Annotated in this window: 22 protein-coding genes; all 22 read left to right on the plus strand. The window is 68.7% G+C overall.

All coding sequences use genetic code 11. The features are described 5' to 3' along the window. Positions 1 to 37: 37 nt before the first annotated feature. Positions 38 to 634, plus strand: a complete 597-nt coding sequence (pyrR, locus tag CGLY_RS08375) for a bifunctional pyr operon transcriptional regulator/uracil phosphoribosyltransferase PyrR (protein ID WP_038548486.1) — start codon at positions 38 to 40, stop codon at positions 632 to 634. Further along, positions 631 to 1,659, plus strand: a complete 1,029-nt coding sequence (locus CGLY_RS08380; RefSeq protein WP_052539909.1) for an aspartate carbamoyltransferase catalytic subunit — start codon at positions 631 to 633, stop codon at positions 1,657 to 1,659. The genes pyrR and CGLY_RS08380 overlap by 4 nt, the downstream gene beginning before the upstream one ends. Further along, positions 1,656 to 3,050 carry a dihydroorotase gene (locus CGLY_RS08385; RefSeq protein ID WP_052539911.1) on the plus strand — a complete coding sequence of 465 codons (1,395 nt, stop codon included), beginning with the start codon at positions 1,656 to 1,658 and terminating at the stop codon, positions 3,048 to 3,050. The genes CGLY_RS08380 and CGLY_RS08385 overlap by 4 nt, the downstream gene beginning before the upstream one ends. After that, complete coding sequence (carA, locus tag CGLY_RS08390; RefSeq protein ID WP_052539913.1) at positions 3,047 to 4,234, plus strand: glutamine-hydrolyzing carbamoyl-phosphate synthase small subunit; 1,188 nt, start codon at positions 3,047 to 3,049, stop codon at positions 4,232 to 4,234. Before CGLY_RS08385 ends, carA begins: the two co-directional genes overlap by 4 nt. Then, on the plus strand, positions 4,235 to 7,585 hold the full coding sequence (gene carB, locus CGLY_RS08395) for a carbamoyl-phosphate synthase large subunit (protein ID WP_038548488.1): 3,351 nt from the start codon (positions 4,235 to 4,237) through the stop codon (positions 7,583 to 7,585). It begins immediately after the preceding gene. Further along, positions 7,572 to 8,429 carry an orotidine-5'-phosphate decarboxylase gene (gene pyrF, locus CGLY_RS08400; RefSeq protein ID WP_174411418.1) on the plus strand — a complete coding sequence of 286 codons (858 nt, stop codon included), beginning with the start codon at positions 7,572 to 7,574 and terminating at the stop codon, positions 8,427 to 8,429. The genes carB and pyrF overlap by 14 nt, the downstream gene beginning before the upstream one ends. Before the next feature lie 312 nt (positions 8,430 to 8,741). Then, entirely contained in the window at positions 8,742 to 9,062 is a 321-nt protein-coding gene (gene mihF, locus CGLY_RS08405) for an integration host factor, actinobacterial type (protein WP_038548495.1), read from the plus strand. A 44-nt stretch (positions 9,063 to 9,106) separates the two neighbouring features. Continuing rightward, complete coding sequence (gene gmk, locus CGLY_RS08410) at positions 9,107 to 9,673, plus strand: guanylate kinase (protein WP_038552093.1); 567 nt, start codon at positions 9,107 to 9,109, stop codon at positions 9,671 to 9,673. 26 nt (positions 9,674 to 9,699) lie between these two features. Beyond that, positions 9,700 to 9,972, plus strand: a complete 273-nt coding sequence (rpoZ, locus tag CGLY_RS08415) for a DNA-directed RNA polymerase subunit omega (RefSeq protein ID WP_038548496.1) — start codon at positions 9,700 to 9,702, stop codon at positions 9,970 to 9,972. Between the two features lie 145 nt (positions 9,973 to 10,117). Then, positions 10,118 to 11,374 carry a bifunctional phosphopantothenoylcysteine decarboxylase/phosphopantothenate--cysteine ligase CoaBC gene (gene coaBC, locus CGLY_RS08420; protein WP_081804047.1) on the plus strand — a complete coding sequence of 419 codons (1,257 nt, stop codon included), beginning with the start codon at positions 10,118 to 10,120 and terminating at the stop codon, positions 11,372 to 11,374. Positions 11,375 to 11,526: 152 nt separating this feature from the next. Beyond that, positions 11,527 to 12,786 (plus strand): methionine adenosyltransferase, encoded by a 1,260-nt coding sequence (metK, locus tag CGLY_RS08425; RefSeq protein ID WP_038548512.1) that lies wholly within the window; start codon positions 11,527 to 11,529, stop codon positions 12,784 to 12,786. An 87-nt stretch (positions 12,787 to 12,873) separates the two neighbouring features. Further along, positions 12,874 to 14,895 carry a primosomal protein N' gene (locus tag CGLY_RS08430; protein WP_052540806.1) on the plus strand — a complete coding sequence of 674 codons (2,022 nt, stop codon included), beginning with the start codon at positions 12,874 to 12,876 and terminating at the stop codon, positions 14,893 to 14,895. A gap of 149 nt (positions 14,896 to 15,044) precedes the next feature. Continuing rightward, positions 15,045 to 15,983, plus strand: coding sequence for an endonuclease domain-containing protein (locus CGLY_RS17765; RefSeq protein ID WP_227590224.1), 939 nt, complete (start codon positions 15,045 to 15,047; stop codon positions 15,981 to 15,983). Positions 15,984 to 16,105: 122 nt separating this feature from the next. Further along, on the plus strand, positions 16,106 to 16,609 hold the full coding sequence (def, locus tag CGLY_RS08440) for a peptide deformylase (protein WP_038548515.1): 504 nt from the start codon (positions 16,106 to 16,108) through the stop codon (positions 16,607 to 16,609). After that, positions 16,606 to 17,610 (plus strand): methionyl-tRNA formyltransferase, encoded by a 1,005-nt coding sequence (fmt, locus tag CGLY_RS08445; RefSeq protein WP_038548518.1) that lies wholly within the window; start codon positions 16,606 to 16,608, stop codon positions 17,608 to 17,610. The genes def and fmt overlap by 4 nt, the downstream gene beginning before the upstream one ends. Further along, a complete protein-coding gene (locus CGLY_RS08450) occupies positions 17,610 to 19,103 on the plus strand; it encodes an RsmB/NOP family class I SAM-dependent RNA methyltransferase (protein WP_038548521.1) in 1,494 nt (497 codons plus the stop codon). The genes fmt and CGLY_RS08450 overlap by 1 nt, the downstream gene beginning before the upstream one ends. A 36-nt stretch (positions 19,104 to 19,139) precedes the next feature. Continuing rightward, positions 19,140 to 19,817 carry a ribulose-phosphate 3-epimerase gene (gene rpe / locus CGLY_RS08455; protein WP_038548524.1) on the plus strand — a complete coding sequence of 226 codons (678 nt, stop codon included), beginning with the start codon at positions 19,140 to 19,142 and terminating at the stop codon, positions 19,815 to 19,817. Beyond that, positions 19,814 to 20,923 carry a bifunctional diaminohydroxyphosphoribosylaminopyrimidine deaminase/5-amino-6-(5-phosphoribosylamino)uracil reductase RibD gene (ribD, locus tag CGLY_RS08460; protein ID WP_052539916.1) on the plus strand — a complete coding sequence of 370 codons (1,110 nt, stop codon included), beginning with the start codon at positions 19,814 to 19,816 and terminating at the stop codon, positions 20,921 to 20,923. Before rpe ends, ribD begins: the two co-directional genes overlap by 4 nt. A gap of 159 nt (positions 20,924 to 21,082) precedes the next feature. Beyond that, the gene (locus tag CGLY_RS08465) at positions 21,083 to 21,727 is read left to right on the plus strand and encodes a riboflavin synthase (RefSeq protein ID WP_038548527.1); all 645 of its coding nucleotides are present in this window, start codon (positions 21,083 to 21,085) and stop codon (positions 21,725 to 21,727) included. A gap of 44 nt (positions 21,728 to 21,771) precedes the next feature. Then, the gene (locus CGLY_RS08470; protein ID WP_038552109.1) at positions 21,772 to 23,007 is read left to right on the plus strand and encodes a bifunctional 3,4-dihydroxy-2-butanone-4-phosphate synthase/GTP cyclohydrolase II; all 1,236 of its coding nucleotides are present in this window, start codon (positions 21,772 to 21,774) and stop codon (positions 23,005 to 23,007) included. A gap of 31 nt (positions 23,008 to 23,038) precedes the next feature. Next, complete coding sequence (gene ribH / locus CGLY_RS08475) at positions 23,039 to 23,521, plus strand: 6,7-dimethyl-8-ribityllumazine synthase (protein WP_038548530.1); 483 nt, start codon at positions 23,039 to 23,041, stop codon at positions 23,519 to 23,521. A gap of 94 nt (positions 23,522 to 23,615) precedes the next feature. Then, the gene (locus tag CGLY_RS08480) at positions 23,616 to 24,104 is read left to right on the plus strand and encodes a PH domain-containing protein (RefSeq protein WP_052540812.1); all 489 of its coding nucleotides are present in this window, start codon (positions 23,616 to 23,618) and stop codon (positions 24,102 to 24,104) included. Positions 24,105 to 24,113 lie beyond the last annotated feature (9 nt).

Below are 24,113 nucleotides of genomic sequence, written 5' to 3' on the forward strand. Positions count from 1 at the left end.
TAACGATCCGTCCAGTGAGGCGGGGAAGGAGGTCACGATGAGCACACAGCATTCCGACGGCACCACCGTCGCCCTCATGGGCGCGGACGACGTCGGTCGTACTGTTGCACGCATCGCGCACCAGATCATCGAGAAGACAGCGTTGGATGCGCCCGGCTCAGACCGGGTCGTGCTCCTGGGGATCCCGTCGGGGGGCGTGCCCTTGGCGGCGCGACTGGCGGCCCGTATCGAGGAGTTCAGCGACGTCAGCGTCTTCCACGGGTCCGTGGATGCGACGCTCTACCGCGATGATCTGACCTCGTCGCCGCACCGCGCTCTCAAACCCACCAGTGTCCCGCGCGACGGTATCGACGGAGCAACCGTCATCCTGGTCGACGACGTCCTGTTTTCGGGCCGCACGATCCGCGCCGCGCTGGACGCTCTGCAGGACGTGGGGCGGGCTCACATTGTCCAGCTCGCGGTCCTGGTTGACCGCGGCCACCGGGAACTGCCGATCCGGGCCGACTACGTGGGCAAGAACATCCCCACCTCCACCAGTGAAGATGTCCGTGTCTCCCTCGCCGAGATCGACGGTGCCGACTGCGTGGAGCTCCTACGCCCGGCAGACACGGCGCCCGAAGGAGACCACGCATGAAACATCTGCTGAGTATCGCCGACCTCGACGCCTCCGAGATCACGCTGCTGTTGGACGAAGCGGACCGGTTCGCCGACTCCCTGCGTGACCGTGAGGTCAAGAAGCTGCCGACGCTGCGCGGTCGCACGGTGTTCACCTTGTTCTACGAGAACTCCACCCGCACCCGGTCGAGCTTCGAGACGGCCGGCAAGTGGATGAGCGCTGACGTCATCAACATCTCGGCGTCGTCGTCGTCGGTGAAGAAGGGGGAGTCGCTCAAGGACACCGCCCTGACCCTGCGCGCCGTCGGTGCGGACGCGATCATCATGCGCCACCCGTCCTCCGGCGCGGCACGTCAGGTCGCCAACTGGGTCGGCCAGGGACGTGAGGGGATCAGCGTGCTCAACGCCGGCGACGGCTCCCACGAGCATCCCACCCAGGCACTGCTCGACGCGGTGACCCTGCGCAACAAGCTCGGCACGCTTGAGGGAAGCCACGTCGTGATCGTCGGTGACATCCTGCATTCCCGCGTGGCCCGGTCGAATGCGCTGCTGCTCACCGCCCTCGGCGTCGACGTCACATTCGTGGCACCACGCACGCTGCTGGCTCCTGGAATCGAGCACTGGATCAACCCCAGTACCGGTGGCCCCGGCGCCCCCGCCACGGGCACGGTCCGAATCAGTCACGACATGGACGAGGCGATCGCCGGTGCTGACGCCGTGATGATGCTGCGGGTCCAGGCTGAGCGCATGGACGGAGGATTCTTCCCCTCGCACCGCGAATACGCGACCCGTTACGGGTTGTCCAGGGCCCGTCTGGATGCGCTGAAGGACGGCGCGATTGTTCTGCACCCCGGTCCGATGCTGCGCGGCATGGAGATCAACGATTCCGTGGCCGATGCGCCCCAGACCGTGGTCCTCGACCAGGTCACCGCCGGCGTGCACGTGCGCATGGCCGCACTGTTCACCCTGCTGGTCGGTACCGACAGCACCGACAGCACCAGCAGTGCCGCCGGTATATCCAGTGCATCGGGGGACCACCGATGACGATAACACCCACACCGGAGGAGAAGAACGTGAACGACTACCCGGCCACAGGTGCCCTGCACCCGGCCGCCGAGGGCGAGGTGCTGCTGCGCGGCGTCCTGCCCTATGGCGAAGGCGATGCACAGGACGTCCTGGTCCGCGGCGGCGTTATCGTCGAGATCGCAGCCGCCGGTACCATCGACCCAGCCGACGGGGCCGACGTGCTGGAACTCGACGGCCAGGTGCTGCTGCCGGGCCTGGTCGACATGCACGTGCACCTGCGCGAGCCGGGCCGTGAAGACACCGAGACGATCGCCACCGGCTCGGCCGCCGCGGCCCGTGGTGGTTTCACCGCCGTATTCACCATGGCCAACACCGACCCGGTGACGGACACCCCCGCCATCGCCGAGATGGTCTGGCTCAAGGGCCAGCAGAAGAACCTGTGTGACGTGCACCCGGTCGGCTCCATCAGCCGCGGACTCAAGGGCCAGGAGCTCACCGAGTTCGGCATGATGGCCGACTCGGATGCGAAGGTCCGCATGTTCTCCGACGACGGCAAATGCGTTGACGACCCCCGCCTGATGCGCCGAGCCGTCGAGTACGCCGGCGGGCTGGATGTCTTGCTCGCCCAGCACTGCGAGGAGCCCCGCCTCACCGAGGGTGCCGTCGCCCACGAGGGTGAGGCCGCCGCGCGCCTGGGCCTGCGAGGCTGGCCGCGGGTCGCCGAAGAGTCGATCGTGATCCGTGACGCCCTGCTGGCCCGCGACTACGGCGGACGCCTGCACATCTGCCACGCCTCCACCGAAGGCACGGTGGAGTTGCTCAGCTGGGCCCGCGATCATGACATCCCGCTGTCCGCCGAGGTCACCCCGCACCATCTCATCCTCACCGATGAGAAGCTGGAGACCTACGACGGCCACTACCGGGTTAATCCGCCGCTGCGCGAGACCCGCGACACCCTGGCCCTGCGCACAGCGCTGATCGACGGAACTGTGGACTGTGTGGCCACCGACCACGCCCCCCATGGTTCCGAGGAGAAATGCTGCGAGTTCGACAAGGCACGTCCCGGAATGCTCGGCCTGGAGACTTCGCTGGCGATCATCGCCCAGCTGTTCGTCACCGACCCACCGGAGGACCAGGAACGCCAGGACTGGCGGTTCGTGGCGCGGGTGATGTCCGAACGGCCCGCCGAGATCCTCCGGTTGCCGGGCCACGGCCGCCCGGTGGCGGTCGGCGAACCGGCGAACCTGTGCGTGGTCGACCCCGGGCACAGCTGGACCGCCCACGGCGATGAGATGGCCTCGAAATCCTCCAACACCCCCTACGAGGGAATGGACCTGCCCGTGAAGGTCACCACCACGCTGCTGCGTGGCCGGGTGACCTGCCGCTACGGCCAGGTGAGCGACAAATGACCGATAATACGACAGAGAAGAGTACTGCTGTGACTTCCTCCCGCACCCCCGCGCTGCTGGTGCTCGGCGACGGACGGGTGTTCCGTGGCCGGGCATTCGGTGCCACCGGCACCACCCTCGGTGAAGCTGTCTTCACCACCGGCATGACCGGCTACCAGGAGACGATGACGGACCCGTCGTACCACCGGCAGATCGTGGTGGCCACCGCCCCGCAGATCGGCAACACCGGGTGGAATGACGAGGACGGAGAGTCCCACGGCGACCGCATCTGGGTCGCCGGACTCGTCATCCGCGACCTGTCACACACCGTGTCCAACTGGCGCGCGGCCCGCAGCCTGCCCGAGGAGATGGAGAAGCAGGGTGTTATCGGCATCCAGGGGGTCGACACCCGCGCGATCGTGCGCCACCTCCGCGACAAAGGCTCCGTCGCCGCGGGCGTGTTCAGCGGGGAGGACGCCGCACGCCCCGTCGAGGAACTCGTCGCCGAAGTCAACGCCCAGCAGTCCATGGCTGGGGCCGACCTGGCCAGCGAGGTCTCCACCGACGAGACCTACGTGCTGGAACCCGAGGGCGGGGACCAGCACGGGTCAGGACCCCGCTTCACCGTGCTGGCCTATGACATGGGCATCAAGACCAACACCCCGCGCAACTTCGTCGCCCGCGGGATCCGCACCGTTGTCGTGCCCGCCAACAGCCCGGTCGAGCCGCTGATCGAGCAGTACAACCCGGACGGCGTGTTCATCTCCAATGGCCCCGGAGACCCCGCCACCGCCGACGTCATGGTCGAGCAGGTCCGCACCGTGCTGGGGAAGAAGATCCCGCTGTTCGGCATCTGCTTCGGCAACCAGATCCTGGGCCGCGCGCTGGGCATGGACACCTACAAGCTGAAGTTCGGTCACCGCGGTATCAACGTGCCGGTGCTCAACCACCTCACCGGGAAGATCGACATCACCTCGCAGAACCACGGGTTCGCGTTGAGCGGCCGCGCCGGTGAGCCTTTCGACACCGACTTCGGCACCGCCCAGGTCACCCACACCTGCCTCAACGACGACTGTGTCGAGGGTGTCGCCCTCGACAACGGTCTCGCCTTCTCCGTCCAGTACCACCCCGAGGCCGCCGCCGGTCCTCACGACGCCAATCCGCTGTTCGACCAGTTCATCGAACTGATGGAAGGGAACAACTAAATGCCGAAGCGCACCGACATCAACCACGTCCTCGTCATCGGCTCCGGCCCGATCGTCATCGGCCAGGCCTGTGAGTTCGACTACTCCGGCACCCAGGCCTGCCGCGCACTGAAGGCCGAGGGCCTCCGCGTCTCGCTGATCAACTCCAACCCGGCCACGATTATGACCGACCCGGAGTTCGCTGACCACACCTACATCGAGCCGATCCAGCCCGAGTACATCGAGAAGATCTTCGCCGCGGAGAAGGAGGCCGGCCACCCGGTCGACGCCGTGCTGGCCACTCTCGGTGGACAGACCGCGCTGAACGCTGCCATCCAGCTCGACCGCGCCGGCATCCTCGACAAGTACGACGTCGAGCTCATCGGTGCCGACATCGACGCCATCGAGCGCGGTGAGGACCGCCAGAAGTTCAAGGACATCGTCGCCTCCATCGGCGGCGACTCGGCACGCTCCGCAGTGTGCCACGACATGGACGAGGTCCACGACGCCGTTGCCGAGCTGGGCCTGCCCGTCGTGGTGCGGCCTTCCTTCACCATGGGCGGGCTGGGCTCCGGCCTGGCGTTCACCTACGAGGACCTCGACCGTATCGCCGGCGGCGGACTGGCCGCCTCCCCGGAGGCCAACGTCCTCATCGAGGAGTCCATCCTCGGATGGAAGGAGTACGAGCTCGAGCTCATGCGCGACGGTGATGACAATGCCGTGGTCATCTGCTCCATCGAGAACGTCGACGCCCTCGGCGTGCACACCGGTGACTCGATGACCGTCGCGCCCTCAATGACGCTGACTGACCGTGAGTACCAGATCATGCGGGACCAGGGTATCGCCATCCTGCGCGCCGTCGGTGTCGACACCGGTGGCTGCAACATCCAGTTCGCCGTCAACCCCGAGGACGGCCGCCTGATCACCATCGAGATGAACCCGCGTGTCTCGCGTTCCTCGGCCCTGGCCTCCAAGGCCACCGGCTTCCCGATCGCCAAGATCGCGGCTCTGCTGGCCATCGGCTACACCCTCGACGAGCTGCGCAACGACATCACCCAGGTCACCCCGGCCGCGTTCGAGCCGACCCTGGACTACGTGATCGTCAAGGCCCCGCGCTTCGCCTTCGAGAAGTTCCCGGGTGCCGACGACACCCTCACCACCACCATGAAGGCCGTAGGCGAGGCCATGTCGGTGGGACGCAACTACATCGCCGCCCTGAACAAGGTGTTGCGCTCCCTGGAGACCAGGCCTGCCGGGTTCTGGACCACCAGCGACGAGTACTTCGCCGGCGACCGGGCCACCGACCTGGCCGCCGTCCTGGACGACCTTGGCCGTCCCACTGAGGGCCGGATGTACGACATGGAGCTCGCGCTGCGCCTCGGCGCCACCGTGGACCAGGTCCACCGTGCCTCGGTCGGCGTAGACCCGTGGTTCCTGCACGAACTCAAGGCACTGGTCGACTTCCGTGCCGAGCTTGAGGACGCCCCGGTGCTCTCCGAGGAGCTGCTGCGCGAGGCGAAGTACCTGGGCCTGTCGGATGCCCAGATCGCCGCACTGCGTCCCGAACTGGCCGGCGAGGACGGCGTGCGCTCCCTGCGCTGGTCGCTGGGGATCCGGCCGGTGTTCAAGACCGTGGACACCTGCGCCGCGGAGTTCGAGGCCCAGACCCCGTACCACTACTCCGCCTACGAGATGGACCCGGAGGCGGAGTCCGAGGTCGCCGAGCAGCGCGACCGCGACAAGATCATCATCCTGGGCTCCGGCCCGAACCGCATCGGCCAGGGCATCGAGTTCGACTACTCCTGCGTGCACGCCGCCCTGGAGCTGTCCCGGGTGGGTTACGAGACCGTGATGGTCAACTGCAACCCGGAGACCGTCTCCACCGACTACGACACCGCCGACCGCCTCTACTTCGAGCCGCTGACCTTCGAGGACGTCATGGAGGTCTATCATGCAGAGACCCAGTCCGGCACCGTGGCAGGCGTGATCGTCCAGCTCGGCGGGCAGACCCCGCTGGGTCTGGCGCAGCGTCTCACCGATGCCGGTGTCCCGGTGATCGGCACGACCTCCGAGGCGATCAACCTCGCCGAGGACCGTGGCGAGTTCGGCACCGTACTGGAGAAGGCCGGTCTCCCCGCCCCGGCCTTCGGCACCGCCACCACTTTCGCTGAGGCGCGCGGCGTCGCCTCCCGTATCGGTTACCCGGTACTGGTCCGCCCGTCCTACGTGCTGGGCGGCCGGGGCATGGAGATCGTCTATGACGAAACCTCCCTGGAGGACTACATCGACCGCGCGACCGAGATCACCTCGGACCACCCGGTGCTGGTCGACCGGTTCCTCGACAACGCCATCGAGATCGACGTCGACGCCCTGTGCGACGGCGACGAGGTCTACCTCGCCGGCGTGATGGAGCACATCGAGGAGGCCGGCATCCACTCCGGCGACTCCGCATGCGCCCTGCCACCGATGACACTGGGGGAGGGCGACATCGCGAACGTGCGCCGCTCCACCACCGCACTGGCCCACGGCATCGGTGTCAAGGGCCTGATGAACATCCAGTTCGCGCTGAAGGACGATGTCCTCTACGTCATCGAGGCCAACCCGCGTGCATCACGCACGGTCCCCTTCGTGTCCAAGGCCACCGGCGTGCCGTTGGCCAAGGCCGCCTCACGCATCATGACCGGCACCCCGATCCGGGAACTGATCGCCGAAGGGCTGATCCCCGGGGACCGCGACGGCGGTTCGCTGCCGCTGGGTCATCCCATCGCGGTCAAGGAGGCGGTCATGCCCTTCAACCGCTTCCGCAGTCCCGAGGGCGAGATGCTCGACAGCCTGCTCAGCCCGGAGATGAAGTCCACCGGTGAGGTCATGGGCCTGGACTCCGACTTCGGCACCGCCTTCGCCAAGTCACAGGAGGCCGCCACCGGCTCCCTGCCGACCAGCGGACGGGTGTTCGTCTCGGTCGCCAACCGCGACAAGCGGACTATGATCCTGCCGATCCAGCGCCTGGCGTCCCTCGGTTTCGATCTGGTCGCCACCGAGGGCACCGCGGCGATGCTGCGGCGTAACGGACTGGAGTGTGAGGTCGTGGCAAAGCAGACCGATATCGAGTCCGGTACCGCCCAGGCGGGTAAGCGCTCGGTCGTCGATCTCATCGACGAGGGCTCCATCGACTTCATCCTCAACACTCCGGCCAGCACCGCCGCAGCCCGGGGAGACGGCTACGACATCCGTGCCGCCGCCGTACGCCAGGGTGTCTCCTGCGTCACCACAGTGCAGGGTGCCGTCGCCGCCGTCCAGGGCATCGAGGCGCTGAAGGGGTCGACGACGGTGGTGCGGGCCATCCAGGACGTCAACCATGACAATTACTGAGAATCGGTTGTCCTCGGGGACCACAGGCACCTTCGGCGAGCGCTACCTGGCGCGCTCCCAGGACCTGGGGCGGCTGTGTGTGGGCATGGACCCGCACGCGGGCATCCTCGAGTCCTGGGGGCTCAGCGTCGACGTGTCGGGGCTCGCGGCGTTCTCGCGGGTCTGCGTGGAGGCCTTCGCCGACACCGCCTGTGCCGTCAAACCTCAGGTCGCCTTCTACGAGGCCTTCGGATCCGCCGGTCTCGCCGTGCTGGAACAGGCGCTGGCGGCCCTGCGGCGCGCGGGCACTCTGGTGATCGCCGACGCCAAGCGTGGCGACATCGGTTCGACGATGGCGGGGTACGCCCAGGCATGGTTGTCCGACGACTCACCGCTGTGTGCCGATGCCGTCACCGTGTCGCCGTACCTCGGCCTCGACTCCCTGTCACCGGCGGTGGAGGCCGGTGACGCCACCGGCAGGGGAGTGATCGTACTCTCGGCGACCTCGAACCCTGAGGGACCGCAGTTCCAGACCCTGGCCACCGCCGGCGGACGCAGCGTGGCACAGACCGTCGTTGACTGGGCAGCTGAGCACAACGCGGTACACCCCGGCGGCGGGAATGTCGGCGTGGTCGTCGGCGCGACCGTGGCAGAGCCACCGGATCTGACCGACGTCGGCGGCATCGTCCTGATGCCCGGCGTCGGCGCCCAGGGCGGGGCGGCGGATGACATCCGCCGGATCGCCGGCGGGGCCGAGAAGTGGGCCAGCCCCAATATCTCGCGGTCAGTGCTCTCAGCGGGCCCGGATGTTGGGGATCTGCGGCGGGCCGTCGAGGATGCGTCGGGAGAGTTCCCGCAGGTCTGAACAGGCGGCCTGCCGACGCGCCGCAGAGTGCGAACTGGGGGTTTGTTCAACATCCCCGGGGCGTAGTGCTACACTTGGCGCGTTGTTTCATGGTCGCGACCTGCGACGCTTCTCTCGTGTGAACGAGAGGGGTTACGCAGGACGTCCAACAGACACCAGGCGCGTACTTTCCGTGCGGAGCTGTTGCTATTCGGCACAGTGCATCGCTAGGATTCGTCGAGGCTGACGGTCGGGCACAGGTCCGGCCGGCTGAAACACCTGAAGTACCCCCAAGCAAGTGACATCGAACCACAGAACAAGACGGAGGAACCCGTGGCCCTTCCCCAGTTGACCCCGGAGCAGCGTGCAGAAGCCCTGAAGAAGGCCGCCGAGGCCCGCAAGGCTCGTGCCGAGCTCAAGGAGAAGCTCAAGCGTGGAGGCACCGACCTCAAGCAGGTCCTTGCTGACGCCGACGAAGACCCGATCATCGGCAAGATGAAGGTGTCCGCCCTTCTCGAGGCCATGCCCAAGGTCGGCAAGGTCAAAGCTCAGGAGATCATGACCGAGCTGGAGATCGCTCCCACCCGCCGCCTTCGCGGCCTCGGCGACCGTCAGCGTCGCGCCCTGCTGGAGCGCTTCGGTTTCGAGGTCTAGGAGCCTTGACCCCGCAAGTGCAGGCCGACGCGCAGGGCACGGATATGTCCGGTCCGCACCTGGTCGTCCTGGCGGGACCGTCGGCGGTCGGGAAGTCAACGGTCGTCGCACAGTTGAAGGCATCGGTGCCGGACCTGTTCTTCAGCGTATCGTGGACCACCCGGGACCCCCGTCCCGGTGAGGTCGACGGACAGGACTACCACTACGTCACCCGGGAGCGCTTCCGGGACGAGGTGGACAGTGGTCTCATGCTCGAGTGGGCCGAAATCCACGGAGGACTGCAATTGTCGGGGACACCCCGGCAGCCGGTCACTGAGGCACTCCAGGCAGGTCGTCCGGTTCTGGTCGAGGTTGACCTGGCCGGGGCTCGCAACATCAAGCAGATGATGCCCGACGCGCTTACGGTGTTCTTGGCCCCTCCCACCTGGGAGGATCTGGTGGAACGACTGACCGGCCGTGGTACCGAGAGCGAGGACGTCATCCGACGTCGCCTGGAGACCGCCCGTGAAGAGCTCGCCTCCAAGGATGAGTTCGACCGGGTCGTCGTCAACCGGGACGTCACCGAGGCCGTCGCCGAGATCAGCGCACTGCTGACCGGGCACGCACAGTAAGACTATTCGAGAAACAAAGGTGTGGAGTGGAAACCAACGACAACTCAACCGTCTTCGACCCGGCGGTCGGCATCACGAATCCGCCGATCGATGATCTGCTGACCAAGGTGTCCTCGAAGTACGCCCTGGTGATCTTCGCGGCCAAGCGTGCGCGCCAGATCAACAACTACTTCCAGACCGTCGGTGACGGCGTGTTCGAGTTCGTCGGCCCGCTGGTCACCCCGGAAGCACACGAGAAGCCGCTGTCGGTGGCGCTGCGCGAGATCGAGGGCGATCTGCTGGAGCACACCGAAGGCTGACCGCTTCCGCCGCATCAGGCCCGTCACATGATGTTCTCGCCTCACAGGAGCTCACTGAGTTTCACCGGGGCGCAGGACATCGGTGACGGGTCTCATCCGTTCCCGGTCCCCGGTGGGCCGGGGCGGTGGGCTAGGCTGGTTCTCCGTGAATGAAAACAATCTGAACGTGCTCGTGGGCGTGGGTGGCGGGATCGCCGCCTACAAGTCCGGCGCACTGGTGCGCTACTTCACCGAGGCCGGGCACGACGTGCATGTCATCCCGACCGAGTCGGCGCTGCGCTTCGTCGGCGCCGCCACGTTCGAGGCTCTGTCGGGCAATCCGGTGTCCACCACGGTCTTTGAGGGCGTCGACGAGGTCCGCCACGTCCGCCTCGGCCAGGACGCTGACCTGATCGTCATCGCCCCGGCGACCGCCGACCTGCTCGCCCGTCTGGCCCACGGCCGGGCGGACGACCTGTTGACCGCCAGTGTCCTGGTGGCCACCTGCCCGGTGGTGCTGGCCCCGGCGATGCACACGGAGATGTGGCAGAACCCTGCCACGCGGGAGAATGTCGCCACCTTGCGGCGTCGCGGGATCACGGTGCTCGAGCCCGCCCACGGCCGGTTGACCGGTACGGACTCCGGTGCCGGACGTCTGCCGGAACCGGAACACATCGGCGCACTGGCGACGGCGGCGCTGGACCGGTTCGGTGTGTTCCGGCCGTCGCTGGCGGGACGCAGGATTCTGATCACCGCCGGTGGCACGCATGAGGCCCTCGACCCGGTGCGTTACCTGGGTAATGCGTCCTCGGGACGCCAGGGATTCGCCCTGGCCGATGTCGCCGTGCAGCGCGGTGCGCAGGTGGAGCTGGTCGCCGGGGTCACCGATGATCTTCCGGTGCCCTCGGGGGCCCGGGTCACCCGCATCAGGAGCGCCCGCGAGCTGGAGGCCGCCGTCGAGGAGCTTGCCGGTGGGGTGGATGCGGTGATCATGGCGGCCGCGGTGGCGGACTTCCGTCCGGCCAGTGAGGCCGGCGCGAAGCTGAAGAAGGGTGGGGAGGACGATCTGTCCACCCTTGCGTTGGCGGAGAACCCGGACATCCTGCAGGGGCTGGTAGAGCGGCGCCGTGCCGGTGGCCTGCCGGAAGAGGTGGTGATCGCCGGATTCGCCGCGGAGACCGGCGACGAGCATCACACCCCCCTGGACCATGCCCGTGCGAAGCTGGAGCGCAAGGGCTGTGACTTGTTGATGTGCAATGCCGTCGGCGACGGGGTGGTGTTCGGCCAGAACGACAGCCAGGGCTGGATCCTCACCCCCGGCGATCGTCCGGGCGCCGAGGAGGTCACCGAGGTCCCGGCGTCCTCGAAACTCGTGGTCGCCTCCTACATTGTCGACGCGATCGAGGAGCTGTTGCCCGGCTGACCCAGATTTGTCACGCGACGGGGCCTCAGCTCCACTCAGACCCACCGCCACCGCCTTCCAGACTGCTTAGTCTAGGATGGTGACGTTCGGGCGCGCATCACGCTCAGGAAGCACAAGTTACATCACGACAGGAAGTCAGGAAGTTCAGGACAGTGACCACTTCGTCCAATGCAAGCCCCCGCCTCTTCACCAGTGAGTCCGTGACCGAAGGCCACCCCGACAAGATCTGTGACGCCATCTCCGACACCATCCTCGACGCGCTGCTGCAGAAGGATCCGCGTTCGCACGTCGCCGTGGAGACCATGGTCACCACCGGTCAGGTCCACGTGGCCGGTGAGGTCCGCAGCGACGCCTACGTCGAAATCCCCAAGCTGGTCCGTGAGACACTGCTGAGCATCGGTTTCACCTCGTCCTCCGTCGGCTTCGACGGCCGCACCTGCGGGGTGAACATCGCCATCGGCGAGCAGTCGCAGGAGATCGGTGACGGTGTCGACACGTCCCACGAGATCCGCAGCGGTGCCGCCGACGACAAGTACGAGGACGTCGACCAGGCCGGTGCCGGAGACCAGGGCCTGATGTTCGGCTACGCCACCGACGAGACCCCGGAGTTGATGCCGCTGCCCATCGCCACGGCCCACCGTCTGTCGCGCCGGCTGACCCAGGTGCGTAAGGAGGGCATCGTCAACCACCTGCGTCCGGACGGCAAGACCCAGGTCACCTTCGCCTACGACGCCGAGGGCCGCCCCTCGCACCTGGACACCGTGGTCATCTCCACCCAGCACGACGAGGAGATCAGCCAGGCGGAGCTCACCGAGCAGCTGCGCACCCACGTGGTCGACTGGGTCATCGAGGACGCCGGCCTGCAGGACTTCGTCACCGGTGAGCTGACACTGCTGATCAACCCGTCCGGATCCTTCATCCTCGGCGGCCCGATGGGGGACGCCGGCCTGACCGGCCGCAAGATCATCGTGGACACCTACGGCGGTATGGCCCGTCACGGTGGCGGCGCCTTCTCCGGCAAGGATCCGAGCAAGGTCGACCGCTCCGCCGCGTACGCGATGCGCTGGGTCGCCAAGAACATCGTCGCCGCCGGTCTGGCACACCGGGCGGAGGTGCAGGTGGCCTACGCCATCGGCCGGGCACGTCCGGTCGGTCTATACGTGGAGACCTTTGGCACCGCCCAGCACGGGCTGACCGACGAGCAGATCCAGCAGGCAGTCAGCGAGGTCTTCGACCTGCGACCCGGGGCGATCATCCGGGACCTGGACCTGCTGCGTCCGATCTACGCGCAGACCGCCGCCTACGGTCACTTCGGACGCACGGACATCGACCTGCCGTGGGAGAACACCGACCGCGCCGAGGCCCTGACCGCGGCGGTCGAGGGGATCGTCGCGGCGAACGTCGCACAATAGGCTCCGCCGGTGGCCGACGTGTCCGACGTCCCTGACGCCGCCCCGGGGGTGACCGACCCGGTCGCCCGGGTGCTGCCGCTGCTGGGCATGCCCCACCTGGACCGGCTCTTCGACTACGCCGTCCCGGCGAAACTCGCCGAGGAGGCCCGTCCCGGGGTGAAGGTCCGGGTGCGCTTCGCCGGTCGTCTGGTGGACGCCCTGCTCGTGGAGCGGCGGCGCACCACCGACCATGTCGGTACGCTAGCTCCGCTGAACCGGGTGATCAGCCCGGTGCAGCTCGTCCCACCGCACCTGTGGTCGTTGGTGAACCATCTTGCCGACCGGTACGCCGGCACCCGCTCGGACGTGATCCGGGCGCTGGTGCCCGCACGCCACGCCTCAGCGGAGAAGGACGGCCTGTTCGGCGGGGGTGCCGGCTGGGAGGAGCTCTACGGGTCCCTGGTCTCGAGGGATGATCTTGTAGCGGCACCGCGCGAGGCTGCCGCCGTCGGTTGGGCGGGGTACCGCCATGCCGACAGCTTCCTGCGCGCCGTGCACGACGGGCGTGCGGCGCGGGCATCCTGGTTGTGGGCGCCGGGGGAGGACTGGGCGACACGGATCGCCGAGGCTGCCGCGTCGATCGCCTGGGACGGTGGCGGGGTGCTGGTGGTGGCCCCGGACCAGCGTGACGTGGACCGCCTTGTCGACGCGTTACGGGTCTTCCTCTCCGCCGCACAGATCACCGAGCTGACCGCGAAGGTCGGCCCGGCCGCACGCTACCGACGGTACCTGTCGGTCCTGGCTGGCCAGGGCCGGGTGGTGGTCGGTACCCGGTCGGCGGCCAGCGCCCCGGTGAAGGACCTGCGACTGATCGTGCTGGCGGGGGAGGCCGACGACAACCTCGTCGACCCACGGTCGCCCTACCTGCATTCCCGGGAGGTACTGCGCCTGCGTTCGGAGCTGGAGGACACCGCCCTGCTGGTCGGTGGGGTGCACCGCTCGGCGGAGGTGCAGCAGTGGGTGGAAGAGGGGTTCACCCCGTCGCTGCGCCCGACTCCGGAGCTGCTCAAGGACCGGATGCCGTGGATCCACGCCCTCGACGACATCCATGACGCCCATGCCGGTCATGCCCGCCTGCCGTCGGCCGGGCTCAAGGCGATGCACCGCAGCCTGGATGCCGGGATGCCGTGCCTGGTGCAGGTCCCGCGGCGCGGCTACGCCCCGGCGGTGGCGTGTTCGACCTGCCGGACCCCGGCCCGGTGCCGTCGGTGCAACGGTCCGCTGGAGTTGCCGGCGGGGTCGGCGGGGTCGGCGGTCGCTGCCGCACCACGGTGCCGCTGGTGTGGCGCGTTGGAGGGCCACTTCACCTGCGGGACCTGCGGTGGCCATGCGCTGCGGATGTCGGTGGTCGGCCAGGAGCGTACCGCCGAGGAGCTGGGCCGGGCGTTCACCGGGGTGCCGGTGGTGGTCTCCGGCGGTGGCCAGATGCGCACCAGTGTTCCTGCCCGCCCCGGACTGGTGGTGGCGACACCGGGTTCCGAACCGACTGTCGAGGACGGTGGCTACGGTGCCGTGGTCGTGTTGGACACCTGGCTGACATTGGGGCGTGAGGACCTGCGGGCCGGGGAGAACGCCCTGCGCCAGTGGATGGAGGCGGCATGTCTGGCCGTCCCTCGCGAGCGTGGTGGTGAGATGGTCGTCGCCGTGGCGCCGGACGATCCGACGGTGCAGGCGTTGATCCGGTGGGATCCGGAGGGCGCTGCCGCCCGTGAGCTGGCGGGACGTCGGGAGGCCGGTTTCCCGCCGGCGGTGACACTTGTCGCGGTGGACGGGACGACGACGTCGCTGGAGCAGTTCGAGGACGCCTGGACGACGCCGGAGCAGCTCGGTGGTGTGGAGCGCCTGGGGCCGGTGGAGCTTCCCCCGGGGGTGCGTCTCCCGGCCGGGTTGGGGGAGCCGGAGGCTGGTCAGGCGCGGCGGTTGATTCTGCGGGTCCCGGTTCCTCCCGGCGCCTCGGGCGAGACTGTCGAGGCTCTGGGGGCGTCGCTGCGGGCGGCACAGTCGTTGCGTGCGACGCGCCGTCAGACGGATCCCCTGCGCATCGTCGTCGATCCGGTCCGGGTGGGGTAGCGCTCCCGCCGCGGGGCCGACGCCCGGTGTGGGTGACACGATCCGGGTGTCCGTGCCACTGATCGGCGGATCCGGTCACCTGGACAAGGGTTCTCCGCTACGGTGAAGACTCGGGCAGAGGCAGGGGGCCGCTCCCGGGGGAGGAAATCATGGGGAAGAAGTTCTGGCGTACCCGCGAGCTGGTAGCGCTCGGCAAGACCACGGACGAGATCGCCGGGGCGCTCCGACGTGGAGAGATCCACAAGATGGCCTACGGTCTCTACGGAACCGAGGAACCCACGGACATGGTCCGGCTCGCCGCGCTGGCATGGGCCCGTCCGGGACTGGTGTACACGGGGAGCACGGCGGGGTTCCTCCACGGGCTGTCGCCGATGACATGGCCGGCGGAGGCGTCGGTGCCACGGGGCACCAGCAGTAAGGGAGGCAGGTACCTCCGGCTGTCCACCGCCAGAAGGCAGCACAGCATCCTGGTCGACGGACTGCCGACGCTGACACCGTTGGCCACCGCCGTCGCCTGTGACGAGGTCGCGGTGCGCGAGCGTCGCACTTTCCTGCAGCGCAGTTACAGCGGGGTGAAGGGCAATGAGAGGCTGGCTGCGGATCTCGCTGCCCTGGCACCGTCCCGCCGAGCCCGTGCCGCCGACCTCACCGGAGGTCTGATCACCGGGACGGCCAGCAACCTGGAGTTGCGGGCGGTGCGGGCCATCGTCGCCGCCCTCGACGGATTGGATGTCAGTGTCGAGGTCAACATGTCCATCCGCGGTTACTACTTCGACGTCGTCATTCCCGAGGCCCGGGTGTGCATCGAGATCGACAGCTGGCTCTACCACTCGGCGGACACCGCGCGTCACGAGGACTTCGTCAAGGACCGGTGGAAGGGAAATGCGGCGGTGCGATGGGGGTGGACTCTGCTGCACTACCCGGACGCCAGTATCCACCACGCACTCGACGAGGTCGCCGCCGAGGTACGGGACACCGTGGAGCATAATCTGGCCCACCCGCGGGGAAGGACGTTGCGCACCCGTGAACTGCCGACGGACCGTCAGGTGTGGCTGTGGCACCGAGGCGTGCAGGCCTGGTGTGGGTGACACGATCGAGGTTTTTCGTGTCGGCCGAACCCGGATCCGGTAACCCACACCAGGATCGTCTCCGGGGCACTCCCACGGAGTGGTCGCGGCGTCGTCATCCTCCGGCGGTACACTGTGACCCCATGACAGTTCTCGATATCCGTCTCTTCGGCGACCCTGTGCTGCGCACGGTCGCCGACCCGGTGGCAGACCCCACCGGCGACGACGCCCTGCCCACCCTCATCGACGACATGTTGGAGACCATGGATTCCGCCGGGGGTGTCGGCCTGGCCGCCAACCAGGTCGGTGTGACCCGCCGGATCTTCGTCTACGACTGCGACGGCGACCGCGGCCACATCATCAACCCGGTGTGGGAGGCGCTCGGTGAGGAGGTCCAGACCGGCAGGGAGGGCTGCCTGTCGGTCCCGGAGACCGGCGGGCAGGTGACCAGGTACAACCACGTGCGGGTCACCGGGGTGACCGTGGACGGCGAGCCGGTGGACCGTGAGGTCAGTGACCTGATGGCCCGGTGCGTGCAGCATGAGACCGACCACCTGGACGGGGTGATGTTCTTCCAGCGCATGGAGCCGGCCGACCGGCGTGCCGTGATGGGGGATATCCGGGGAAGCGAGTGGTTCAACCGATGAAGATTCTGTTTGCCGGCACCCCGGAACCTGCGGCGGTGACCCTGGAGTACCTGCTCTCCGGGTCAGAGCACGAGGTTGTCGCGGTGCTGACCCAGCCGGACGCCCGTCGTGGCCGTGGCCGGAGCCTGCACCCGTCGAAGGTCGCCGAGGTCGCCGAGGCCCACGGGGTGCCGGTGCACAAGTTCGCCTCGCTCAAGCCCGGCCATGAGGACGCCGACGAGGTCCGCAGCATCCTGCACGGCTATGCCGCCGACGGTGTCGCGGCGGTGGCTGTGGTGGCCTACGGGCAGATCCTGCCGGAGGATGTGCTGGGGATCTTCACCCACGGCTGGATCAACCTGCACTTCTCCCTGTTGCCGCGGTGGCGGGGTGCGGCTCCGGTGCAGGCGGCGATTGCCGCGGGAGACGAGACGACCGGGGCGACGACGTTCCGCATTGTCCCGGCGTTGGACGCCGGCCCGGTCACCGGCGAGGTCACGGAGACCATCGGAGTCGAGAACACCGCGGACGATCTGCTGACCCGACTGACGTATTCCGGCCGGGTGCTACTGGCCGACACCCTGTCCGGGCTGGAGTCCGGTGCGGTGGTGCCGGAGCCGCAGTCGGAGGAGGAGTCGACCTATGCGGCGAAGATCAGCAGCGCCGATGCCCGGGTCGACTGGCGCGAGCCTGCGGTGGTGGTCCAGCGCACCGCGCGTGCCCACACCCCGGCTCCGGGGCCGTGGACGCAGCTGGACGGGGAACGCTACAAGCTGGGGCTCATGCTACCGGTCGGTGACGGTGACACGGCGGGTCCGGACGGCGGTCTCCGGCCCGGCCAGCTTCACGCCGCGAAGGACGCCCTGCTTGTCGGTACCGGCGAGGGGATCCTGGAGATCACCCGGATCCAGCCGCCGGGCAAGAAGATGATGGCCGCCGCCGACTGGGCGCGTGGGCGGGCCGACCTGTTCGGCGACGATCGTACGGTGGTATTCGACAGCACAGCAGAGGGAGAGTCCTGATGGCAGGTTTCCGCGCACGGTCAACCTCGGGGGAGCCACCGAAGGGCCGCCCCGGGCAGAAGAGCAACTCCGGCTACCGGCGCCGCAGTGAGTCGCACCGGCAGGAGTACGAGGACAAGCAGTCGGCGAAGGGCTCCGGCGACCGGGTGCGCGATGTCGTGTTCGGCGTGCTGCGCCAGGTCAGCTCCCAGGACGCGTACGCGAACCTGGTGTTGCCGGGGGCGATGAAGAAGGCCGGGCTGACCGGCCGGGACGCCGCCTTCGCCACGGAGCTGACCTACGGCACGTTGCGCGCCCAGGGGCTGCTGGACGCGGTGATCGCCGAGGCCGCGGGCCGTCCGGTGGGAAAGATCGACGAGACGGTGCTGGATGCGCTGCGCCTGGGCACCTACCAGATCCTGCGGACGCGGGTCGACGACCACGCCGCGGTGAACACCACGGTGGAGCTGGTGAAGGCCAACGGTGAGGAGAAGGCCGCGGGGTTCACCAACGGTGTGCTGCGCCGGATCACCCGGTCGACTCCGCAGCAGTGGTTGGACACGGTGACCGGCGGGCTGGAGCCGTTGGCGGCCCTGGCACTGCGTCACGCGCATCCGGTGTGGATCGCCGAGGTCTTCAATGAGGCGCTCGGTGGCACCGCGGAGGAGCCCGCCGGGGAGCTGGAGGACGCGTTGACCGCCGACGACCGCCGTCCGCTGGTGCATCTGGCGGCACGCCCCGGGCAGATCTCCGCCGAGGAGCTGGCGCTGGTCACCGGTGGGGAGGAGGGCCGGTGGTCGCCGTATGCGGTGTACCTGTCGGAGGGTGACCCCGGCAAACTCGAGCCCGTGCAGGAGGGCCTGGCGTCGGTGCAGGACGAGGGCAGTCAGCTTATCGCCCTGGCGATGCTGCGTGCCGAGGTCGCTGACGACCGGGGCCGGTGGCTGGACCTGTGTTCGGGCCCGGGCGGTAAGACGGCGTTCCTGGCGTCGTGGGCGATGGGCGACGGTGCCCGTGTGGATGCGGTAGAGCCGGCGGAACACCGTGCGGAGCTGGTCCGGCAGGCCACCCGGGGTCTGCCGGTGAGTGTCCATGTCGGCGACGGCCGTGAGCTAGCGGGTATCAACGGGTTGAATGCTCCGGACGCAGGCTACGACCGGGTCCTGGTGGACGCACCGTGCACCGGTCTGGGTGCACTGCGCCGGCGTCCGGAGGCCCGGTGGCGCAAGTCCCCGGACGATGTCGCGTCCCTGGTGTCCCTGCAGCGCGATCTGCTGCGCTCGGCACTGGCGGCGACCAGGCCCGGCGGGGTGACCGTGTACTCAACGTGCTCCCCGCATCCGGCGGAGACCACGGAGGTGGCACGTGCCGTGGCTGAGGAGACGGGAGCGAGCATCGAGGACGCGGCGGCACTGGTCCCGGGCCTGACGCACAACGATGGGCCGTTCGTGCAACTGTGGCCGCACCGCCACGGCACGGACGCGATGTTCTTCGCGGTGCTGCGACGGTCCTGAGCCGAGTCCACACCGACCCGCGATACGATGGAAGCCATGAGAAGACAGCCTCAGATCGCCCCGTCCATCCTCGCCGCTGATTTCGCGGACATCAGGGGCAGTATCGCCCTGGTACCGGGCGCGGACTGGCTGCACATCGATGTGATGGACGGCCACTTCGTGCCTAACCTGAGCTTCGGGCTTCCGGTCGCTGAGGCGGTGCGCCGCTCCACGGATACCTTCCTGGACGTGCACCTGATGATCGAGGACCCGGCCCGCTGGGCGCCGGACTACGCCGCGTTCGGCAACGTGACCTTCCACCTGGAGGCCGTGGCGGACGTGGACGCCGCGGTCGCCCTGGCGACTACGCTGCGTGAGGCGGGTACCAGGGCCGGGGTGAGCATCAAGCCGGGTACGCCGGTGGAGCCGTTGCTGGATCACCTGGCGTCCTTCGACACGGTCCTGGTGATGAGCGTGGAGCCCGGTTTCGGCGGGCAGTCGTTCATGCCGGAGGTGCTGGACAAGGTCCGTGCCCTGCGTGCCCGCATCGACGCCGACGGCCTGGACACCCTCGTGGAGATCGACGGCGGCATCGGGCCGGACACCGTGGGCGTCAGCGCCGAGGCCGGGGTGGACGTGTTCGTCGCCGGGTCGAGCGTGTTCGGCGCGGAGAACCCCGGGTCGCGGGTGACGGAGCTGCGTACCACCGCCACGCGGGCAGTCGCCGGGGCATGACGGCGGTGCTCGTGGACCGGCTCGGTGAACTGCTCGCCGAGGCGGTGCTGCAGGCGGACGCCGCAGGCCAGCAGGTCCGCGGCACGACCTCGCCGAACCCGCCGGTCGGCGCGGTCATCCTCGACGCCTCCGGGACGGTCGTGGGTGTCGGGGCGACGAGCCCTCCCGGTGGTGCGCATGCCGAGGTCAACGCGCTGACCGAGGCGGGGGAGCGTGCCCGGGGTGGCACGGCGGTGGTCACCCTGGAGCCGTGCAACCACACCGGTCGCACCGGCCCGTGCAGTCACGCCCTTCTGGACGCGGGGATCGCCCGTGTCGTCCACGTCTTCGCCGATCCGGGGAAGGTGGAGGGAGGTGGCGCGGAGTACCTGCGTGATCACGGGGTGCAGGTGCTCGGCCCGGTGCTCGATCCGACAGACATGCCCACCGGAGTACCGGTGTTCAGTGTGGAGCCCTGGCTGACCGCGCAGCGGCTGGGTCGCCCGCACGTCACGCTGAAGTACGCGGCCACGATGGACGGTTTCGCCGCGGCGACGGACGGGACCTCGCAGTGGATCACCGGTGAGCAGGCCCGCGCCCGGGTGCACCTGGACCGCTCGCGCCGCGACGCGATCATCGTGGGCACCGGGACGGTCACGGCGGACAACCCCCGGCTCACGGCCCGGCGGTCGGACGGCTCACTGTACGACCACCAGCCGATGCGCGTGGTGGTGGGGACCTCGGCGCTGGCCCAGGACGCGGCGGTCCGGCCGGCGGTGCATCTGCCGACCCGTGACCTGCGTGCCGTCCTGTACGACCTGTGGGGCAGGGGAGCGGTGGATGTCCTGGTGGAGGGTGGCCCACACCTGGCGGCCGCGTTCATCGACGCCGGCCTGGTGGACGCGGTGGAGGCGTACACCGCTCCGGCCCTGTTGGGGGCGGGCCTGCCTGCGGTCGTCCCCGCTGCGGAAACACACACGACGATGGAGGGGATACAGCGGTTCACGTTGAGGTCCGCGGAGATCATCGGCGGGGACGTGCTAACTGTGACGACGCAACGGTCACTACCGCCCAATGAGTCTGAACCCGAGGAGAATTCGAGGCCTAATGGCAGCCCACCCGTCTGACGCATTTCGTGGCTGCACCGTGTTCGACCCGACAACATCAAACGGACCTTGCCGTGCGCTTCGGGGGATACATCGGTCAAAATGCAAAGGCAACACTGAAGGAAACTGATTCTGCCCCGCTGCACACCAGGCCGCCGCCCTCCCCTAGACTGAACAGTTATGTTCACCGGAATCGTCGAGGAGACGGGCACGGTCGCCGAGGTCGACGGCACCGCAGACGCCCAGCGCATACGCATCTCCTGCAGCCAGGTACTGCAGGACGCCACCCATGGGGCCTCCATCTCTGTCAACGGGGTCTGTCTCACCGTCACAGAGTTCGACAGCACCGGCTTCTGGGCCGACTGCATGAAGGTCACGCTCGACTACACCGCGCTGGGTTCCGCCCGGCCAGGTGACCGGGTCAACCTGGAGCGAGCCACCCCGACCGGCGGACGCCTCGGCGGCCACATCGTCCAGGGCCATGTGGACGGCACCGCCACCCTGGTCTCCCGCACCCCGGGCAGCGAGTGGGAGGTCTTCCGCTTCGAGCTCCCGGCAGGCGATGCCGGCACCTCCCTGGCCCGCTACGTCGCCAAGAAGGGCAGCATCGCCGTCAACGGTGTCTCGCTCACCGTCGCCGAGGTCGGCCCCGTCACCGACCCGTGGTTCGAGGTCTCGTTGATCCCCACCACCCTCGCCGAGACCATGCTCGGTGACCTCGCCACCGGCGACACCGTCAACATCGAGTGCGACGTCCTGGCCAAGTACCTTGAACGCCTCGCGCAGGCCGAAGGGTCAGAAGGATCAGAAGGAGACGCCCAGTGAGCGACCTGAACCAGGGGAGCGGCGGCACCGGCAGCAGCGACCGCGTGAGCCTGCTCGACCCCGTGGAGGACGCGATCACCGACATTGCCGCGGGTAAGCCGGTGGTCGTCGTCGACGACGAGGACCGGGAGAACGAGGGCGACATCATCTTTGCCGCGGAGAAGGCCACGCCCGAGACCGTGGCCTTCACCGTCCGGCACTCCTCGGGCTACATCTGCGCCGCAGTGCCCGACGAGGAGGCCGACCGTCTCGGCCTGCCGCCGATGGTCGCCCGCAACGAGGACGTCCGCGGCACCGCCTACACCGTCACCGTCGACGCCGCCGAGGGCATCACCACCGGCATCAGCGCCACCGACCGTGCCCACACGCTGCGCCTGCTCGCCGACCCGGGCGCCACCCGCGAGTCCTTCAACCGCCCCGGCCACGTCGTCCCGTTGCGGGCGAAGAAGGGCGGCGTGCTGGAACGCGGCGGGCACACCGAGGCCTCCGTGGACCTCGCCCGCGCCGCCGGGCTGCGTCCCGCCGGGGTGCTGTGCGAGGTCGTCTCCGAGGACGACCCCACCGGTATGGCCCGTCTGCCGGAACTGCGCCGGTTCTGCGACGAGCACGGCCTGTCGCTGATCTCCATCGAGCAACTCGCCGAGTGGCGCCGAGTGCACACCCCCGTCGTCTCCCGCAGCGTGGAGGCCCGCCTGCCCACCCGCTTCGGCAACTTCCACGCTGTGGCGTACAACGGCCTGGTCGACGGCGTCGAGCACGTCGCTTTGGTCTCCGGCGACCTGCGGGCCGACAACGGCGAGGACGTGCTGGTGCGCGTGCACTCCGAGTGCCTCACCGGCGACATCTTCGGCTCGCTGCGCTGCGACTGCGGCGAACAGCTCTCCGCCTCCCTCGACCTGATCACCGAGGCCGGACGCGGCGTGCTGGTCTACCTGCGTGGCCAGGAGGGCCGCGGCATCGGTCTGGTGCCCAAACTCAAGGCCTACAACCTGCAGGACGAGGGCATGGACACCGTGGACGCCAACACCGCCCAAGGGCTGCCGGTGGACTCCCGCGAGTACAGTGCGGCCGCCCAGATCCTGCGGGACCTGGGCGTGACCTCGGTGGCGCTGCTGTCCAACAACCCGGGCAAGCGCCTCGACCTGGAACGCCACGGCATCCCGGTCACCAGGCGCGTCCCGGTGGAGCTGCCCGCCAACCCGGAGAACGAGGCCTACCTGCGCACCAAGCGCGACCGGATGGGCCACCAGATCGACTCACTGACCCCCGCCGCACCCTGACACCCCTGACACCCCTGAACTAGGAGACACCATGCCCTCCGACGGACTCGCCGACATCTCCCTCACCCGTGACTCCGGTGCGGGCTACCGGATCGCCGTGATCACCGCGTCCTGGAACGCCGAGATTACCGACCGGCTGCACGACCATGCCGTGTCCGCACTGCGCGAGACCGGTGCCTACGTGGACCAGTGGCGGGTGGCCGGTGCCGTCGAGCTGCCGGTCGTCGCCGCGGAGGCGGCGAAGAACTTCGACGCCGTCGTGGCCAACGGGTGCGTGATCCGCGGGGAGACCGCCCACTTCGACCACGTCTGCAACGCCGTGACCTACGGGCTGACCCGGGTGTCACTGGACTCCGGCAAGCCGGTCGGCAACGGCGTGCTCACCGTCGAGAACCAGGCGCAGGCCGTCGCGCGTGCCGGTGGCGACGGCGCGGTGGAGGACAAGGGCGCCGACGCTGCCCGCGCCGCCCTGCACTCCCTGCTCGTGCTGCGGGACATCCGCTCGGCGAGGTAGTAACCCGCGCAGGGGCGTTCAGTTTCGTCGTCGTCGAACCGCAGGGGTAGGCTGGTGAGCCGTGAGCAGCTCTGAATCAGTGTCCAAGACCGCCGTGTCCGACGGGACAGACCAGGCACCCCAGGGCAGGAAGAACCGGCAGGGAGAGTGGCTGCTGACCGTCACCTCCACCAGCCTGCGCTGGTGGGCGGTCATCGGCGCGGTGGTGGTGATGGCGGTGCACATCTTCATGGCGGTCGTCTCCGGGGTGGGGGACACCGGAGCCACCGTCAGTGCCGTCGACCAGTGGGCGTTCATCGGCATCGGGGTGATCATCTCCGGTCTGGTCCTGATGCTGCTGCGCCCCCGGGTGCGCGTCAACGAGGACGGCGTCGAGGTGCGCAATATCTTCGGCGCCCAGTTCTACCGCTGGTCGATCGTCCACGGCCTGTCCTTCCCCCGCAACGCCCGCTGGGCACGGCTGGAACTGCCGGACTTCGAGTTCGTCCCCATGATGGCCTTCCAGGTCGCCGACAAGTCCACGATCGCCACAAAGGTGGAGGACTTCCGCGTCCTGGAGGACCGTTACATGCCCGACGAGTAGGAGGGTAGG

This window comes from Corynebacterium glyciniphilum AJ 3170 (genome assembly GCF_000626675.1).
In the GTDB taxonomy this organism is placed as follows: Bacteria; Actinomycetota; Actinomycetes; order Mycobacteriales; family Mycobacteriaceae; genus Corynebacterium; species Corynebacterium glyciniphilum.

What these genes read in the sequence shown, in the direction of transcription:
- CGLY_RS17765 (WP_227590224.1), top strand. Translation starts at nt 15,045, where the DNA reads ATGGGGAAGAAGTTCTGGCGTACCCGCGAGCTGGTAGCGCTCGGCAAG.
- ribD (WP_052539916.1), top strand. Translation starts at nt 19,814, where the DNA reads ATGACGGCGGTGCTCGTGGACCGGCTCGGTGAACTGCTCGCCGAGGCG.
- carA (WP_052539913.1), top strand. Translation starts at nt 3,047, where the DNA reads ATGACCGATAATACGACAGAGAAGAGTACTGCTGTGACTTCCTCCCGC.
- gmk (WP_038552093.1), top strand. Translation starts at nt 9,107, where the DNA reads ATGTCCGGTCCGCACCTGGTCGTCCTGGCGGGACCGTCGGCGGTCGGG.
- CGLY_RS08385 (WP_052539911.1), top strand. Translation starts at nt 1,656, where the DNA reads ATGACGATAACACCCACACCGGAGGAGAAGAACGTGAACGACTACCCG.
- CGLY_RS08465 (WP_038548527.1), top strand. Translation starts at nt 21,083, where the DNA reads ATGTTCACCGGAATCGTCGAGGAGACGGGCACGGTCGCCGAGGTCGAC.
- CGLY_RS08430 (WP_052540806.1), top strand. Translation starts at nt 12,874, where the DNA reads ATGCCCCACCTGGACCGGCTCTTCGACTACGCCGTCCCGGCGAAACTC.
- ribH (WP_038548530.1), top strand. Translation starts at nt 23,039, where the DNA reads ATGCCCTCCGACGGACTCGCCGACATCTCCCTCACCCGTGACTCCGGT.
- fmt (WP_038548518.1), top strand. Translation starts at nt 16,606, where the DNA reads ATGAAGATTCTGTTTGCCGGCACCCCGGAACCTGCGGCGGTGACCCTG.
- CGLY_RS08380 (WP_052539909.1), top strand. Translation starts at nt 631, where the DNA reads ATGAAACATCTGCTGAGTATCGCCGACCTCGACGCCTCCGAGATCACG.
- CGLY_RS08450 (WP_038548521.1), top strand. Translation starts at nt 17,610, where the DNA reads ATGGCAGGTTTCCGCGCACGGTCAACCTCGGGGGAGCCACCGAAGGGC.
- carB (WP_038548488.1), top strand. Translation starts at nt 4,235, where the DNA reads ATGCCGAAGCGCACCGACATCAACCACGTCCTCGTCATCGGCTCCGGC.
- pyrR (WP_038548486.1), top strand. Translation starts at nt 38, where the DNA reads ATGAGCACACAGCATTCCGACGGCACCACCGTCGCCCTCATGGGCGCG.
- def (WP_038548515.1), top strand. Translation starts at nt 16,106, where the DNA reads ATGACAGTTCTCGATATCCGTCTCTTCGGCGACCCTGTGCTGCGCACG.
- rpe (WP_038548524.1), top strand. Translation starts at nt 19,140, where the DNA reads ATGAGAAGACAGCCTCAGATCGCCCCGTCCATCCTCGCCGCTGATTTC.
- pyrF (WP_174411418.1), top strand. Translation starts at nt 7,572, where the DNA reads ATGACAATTACTGAGAATCGGTTGTCCTCGGGGACCACAGGCACCTTC.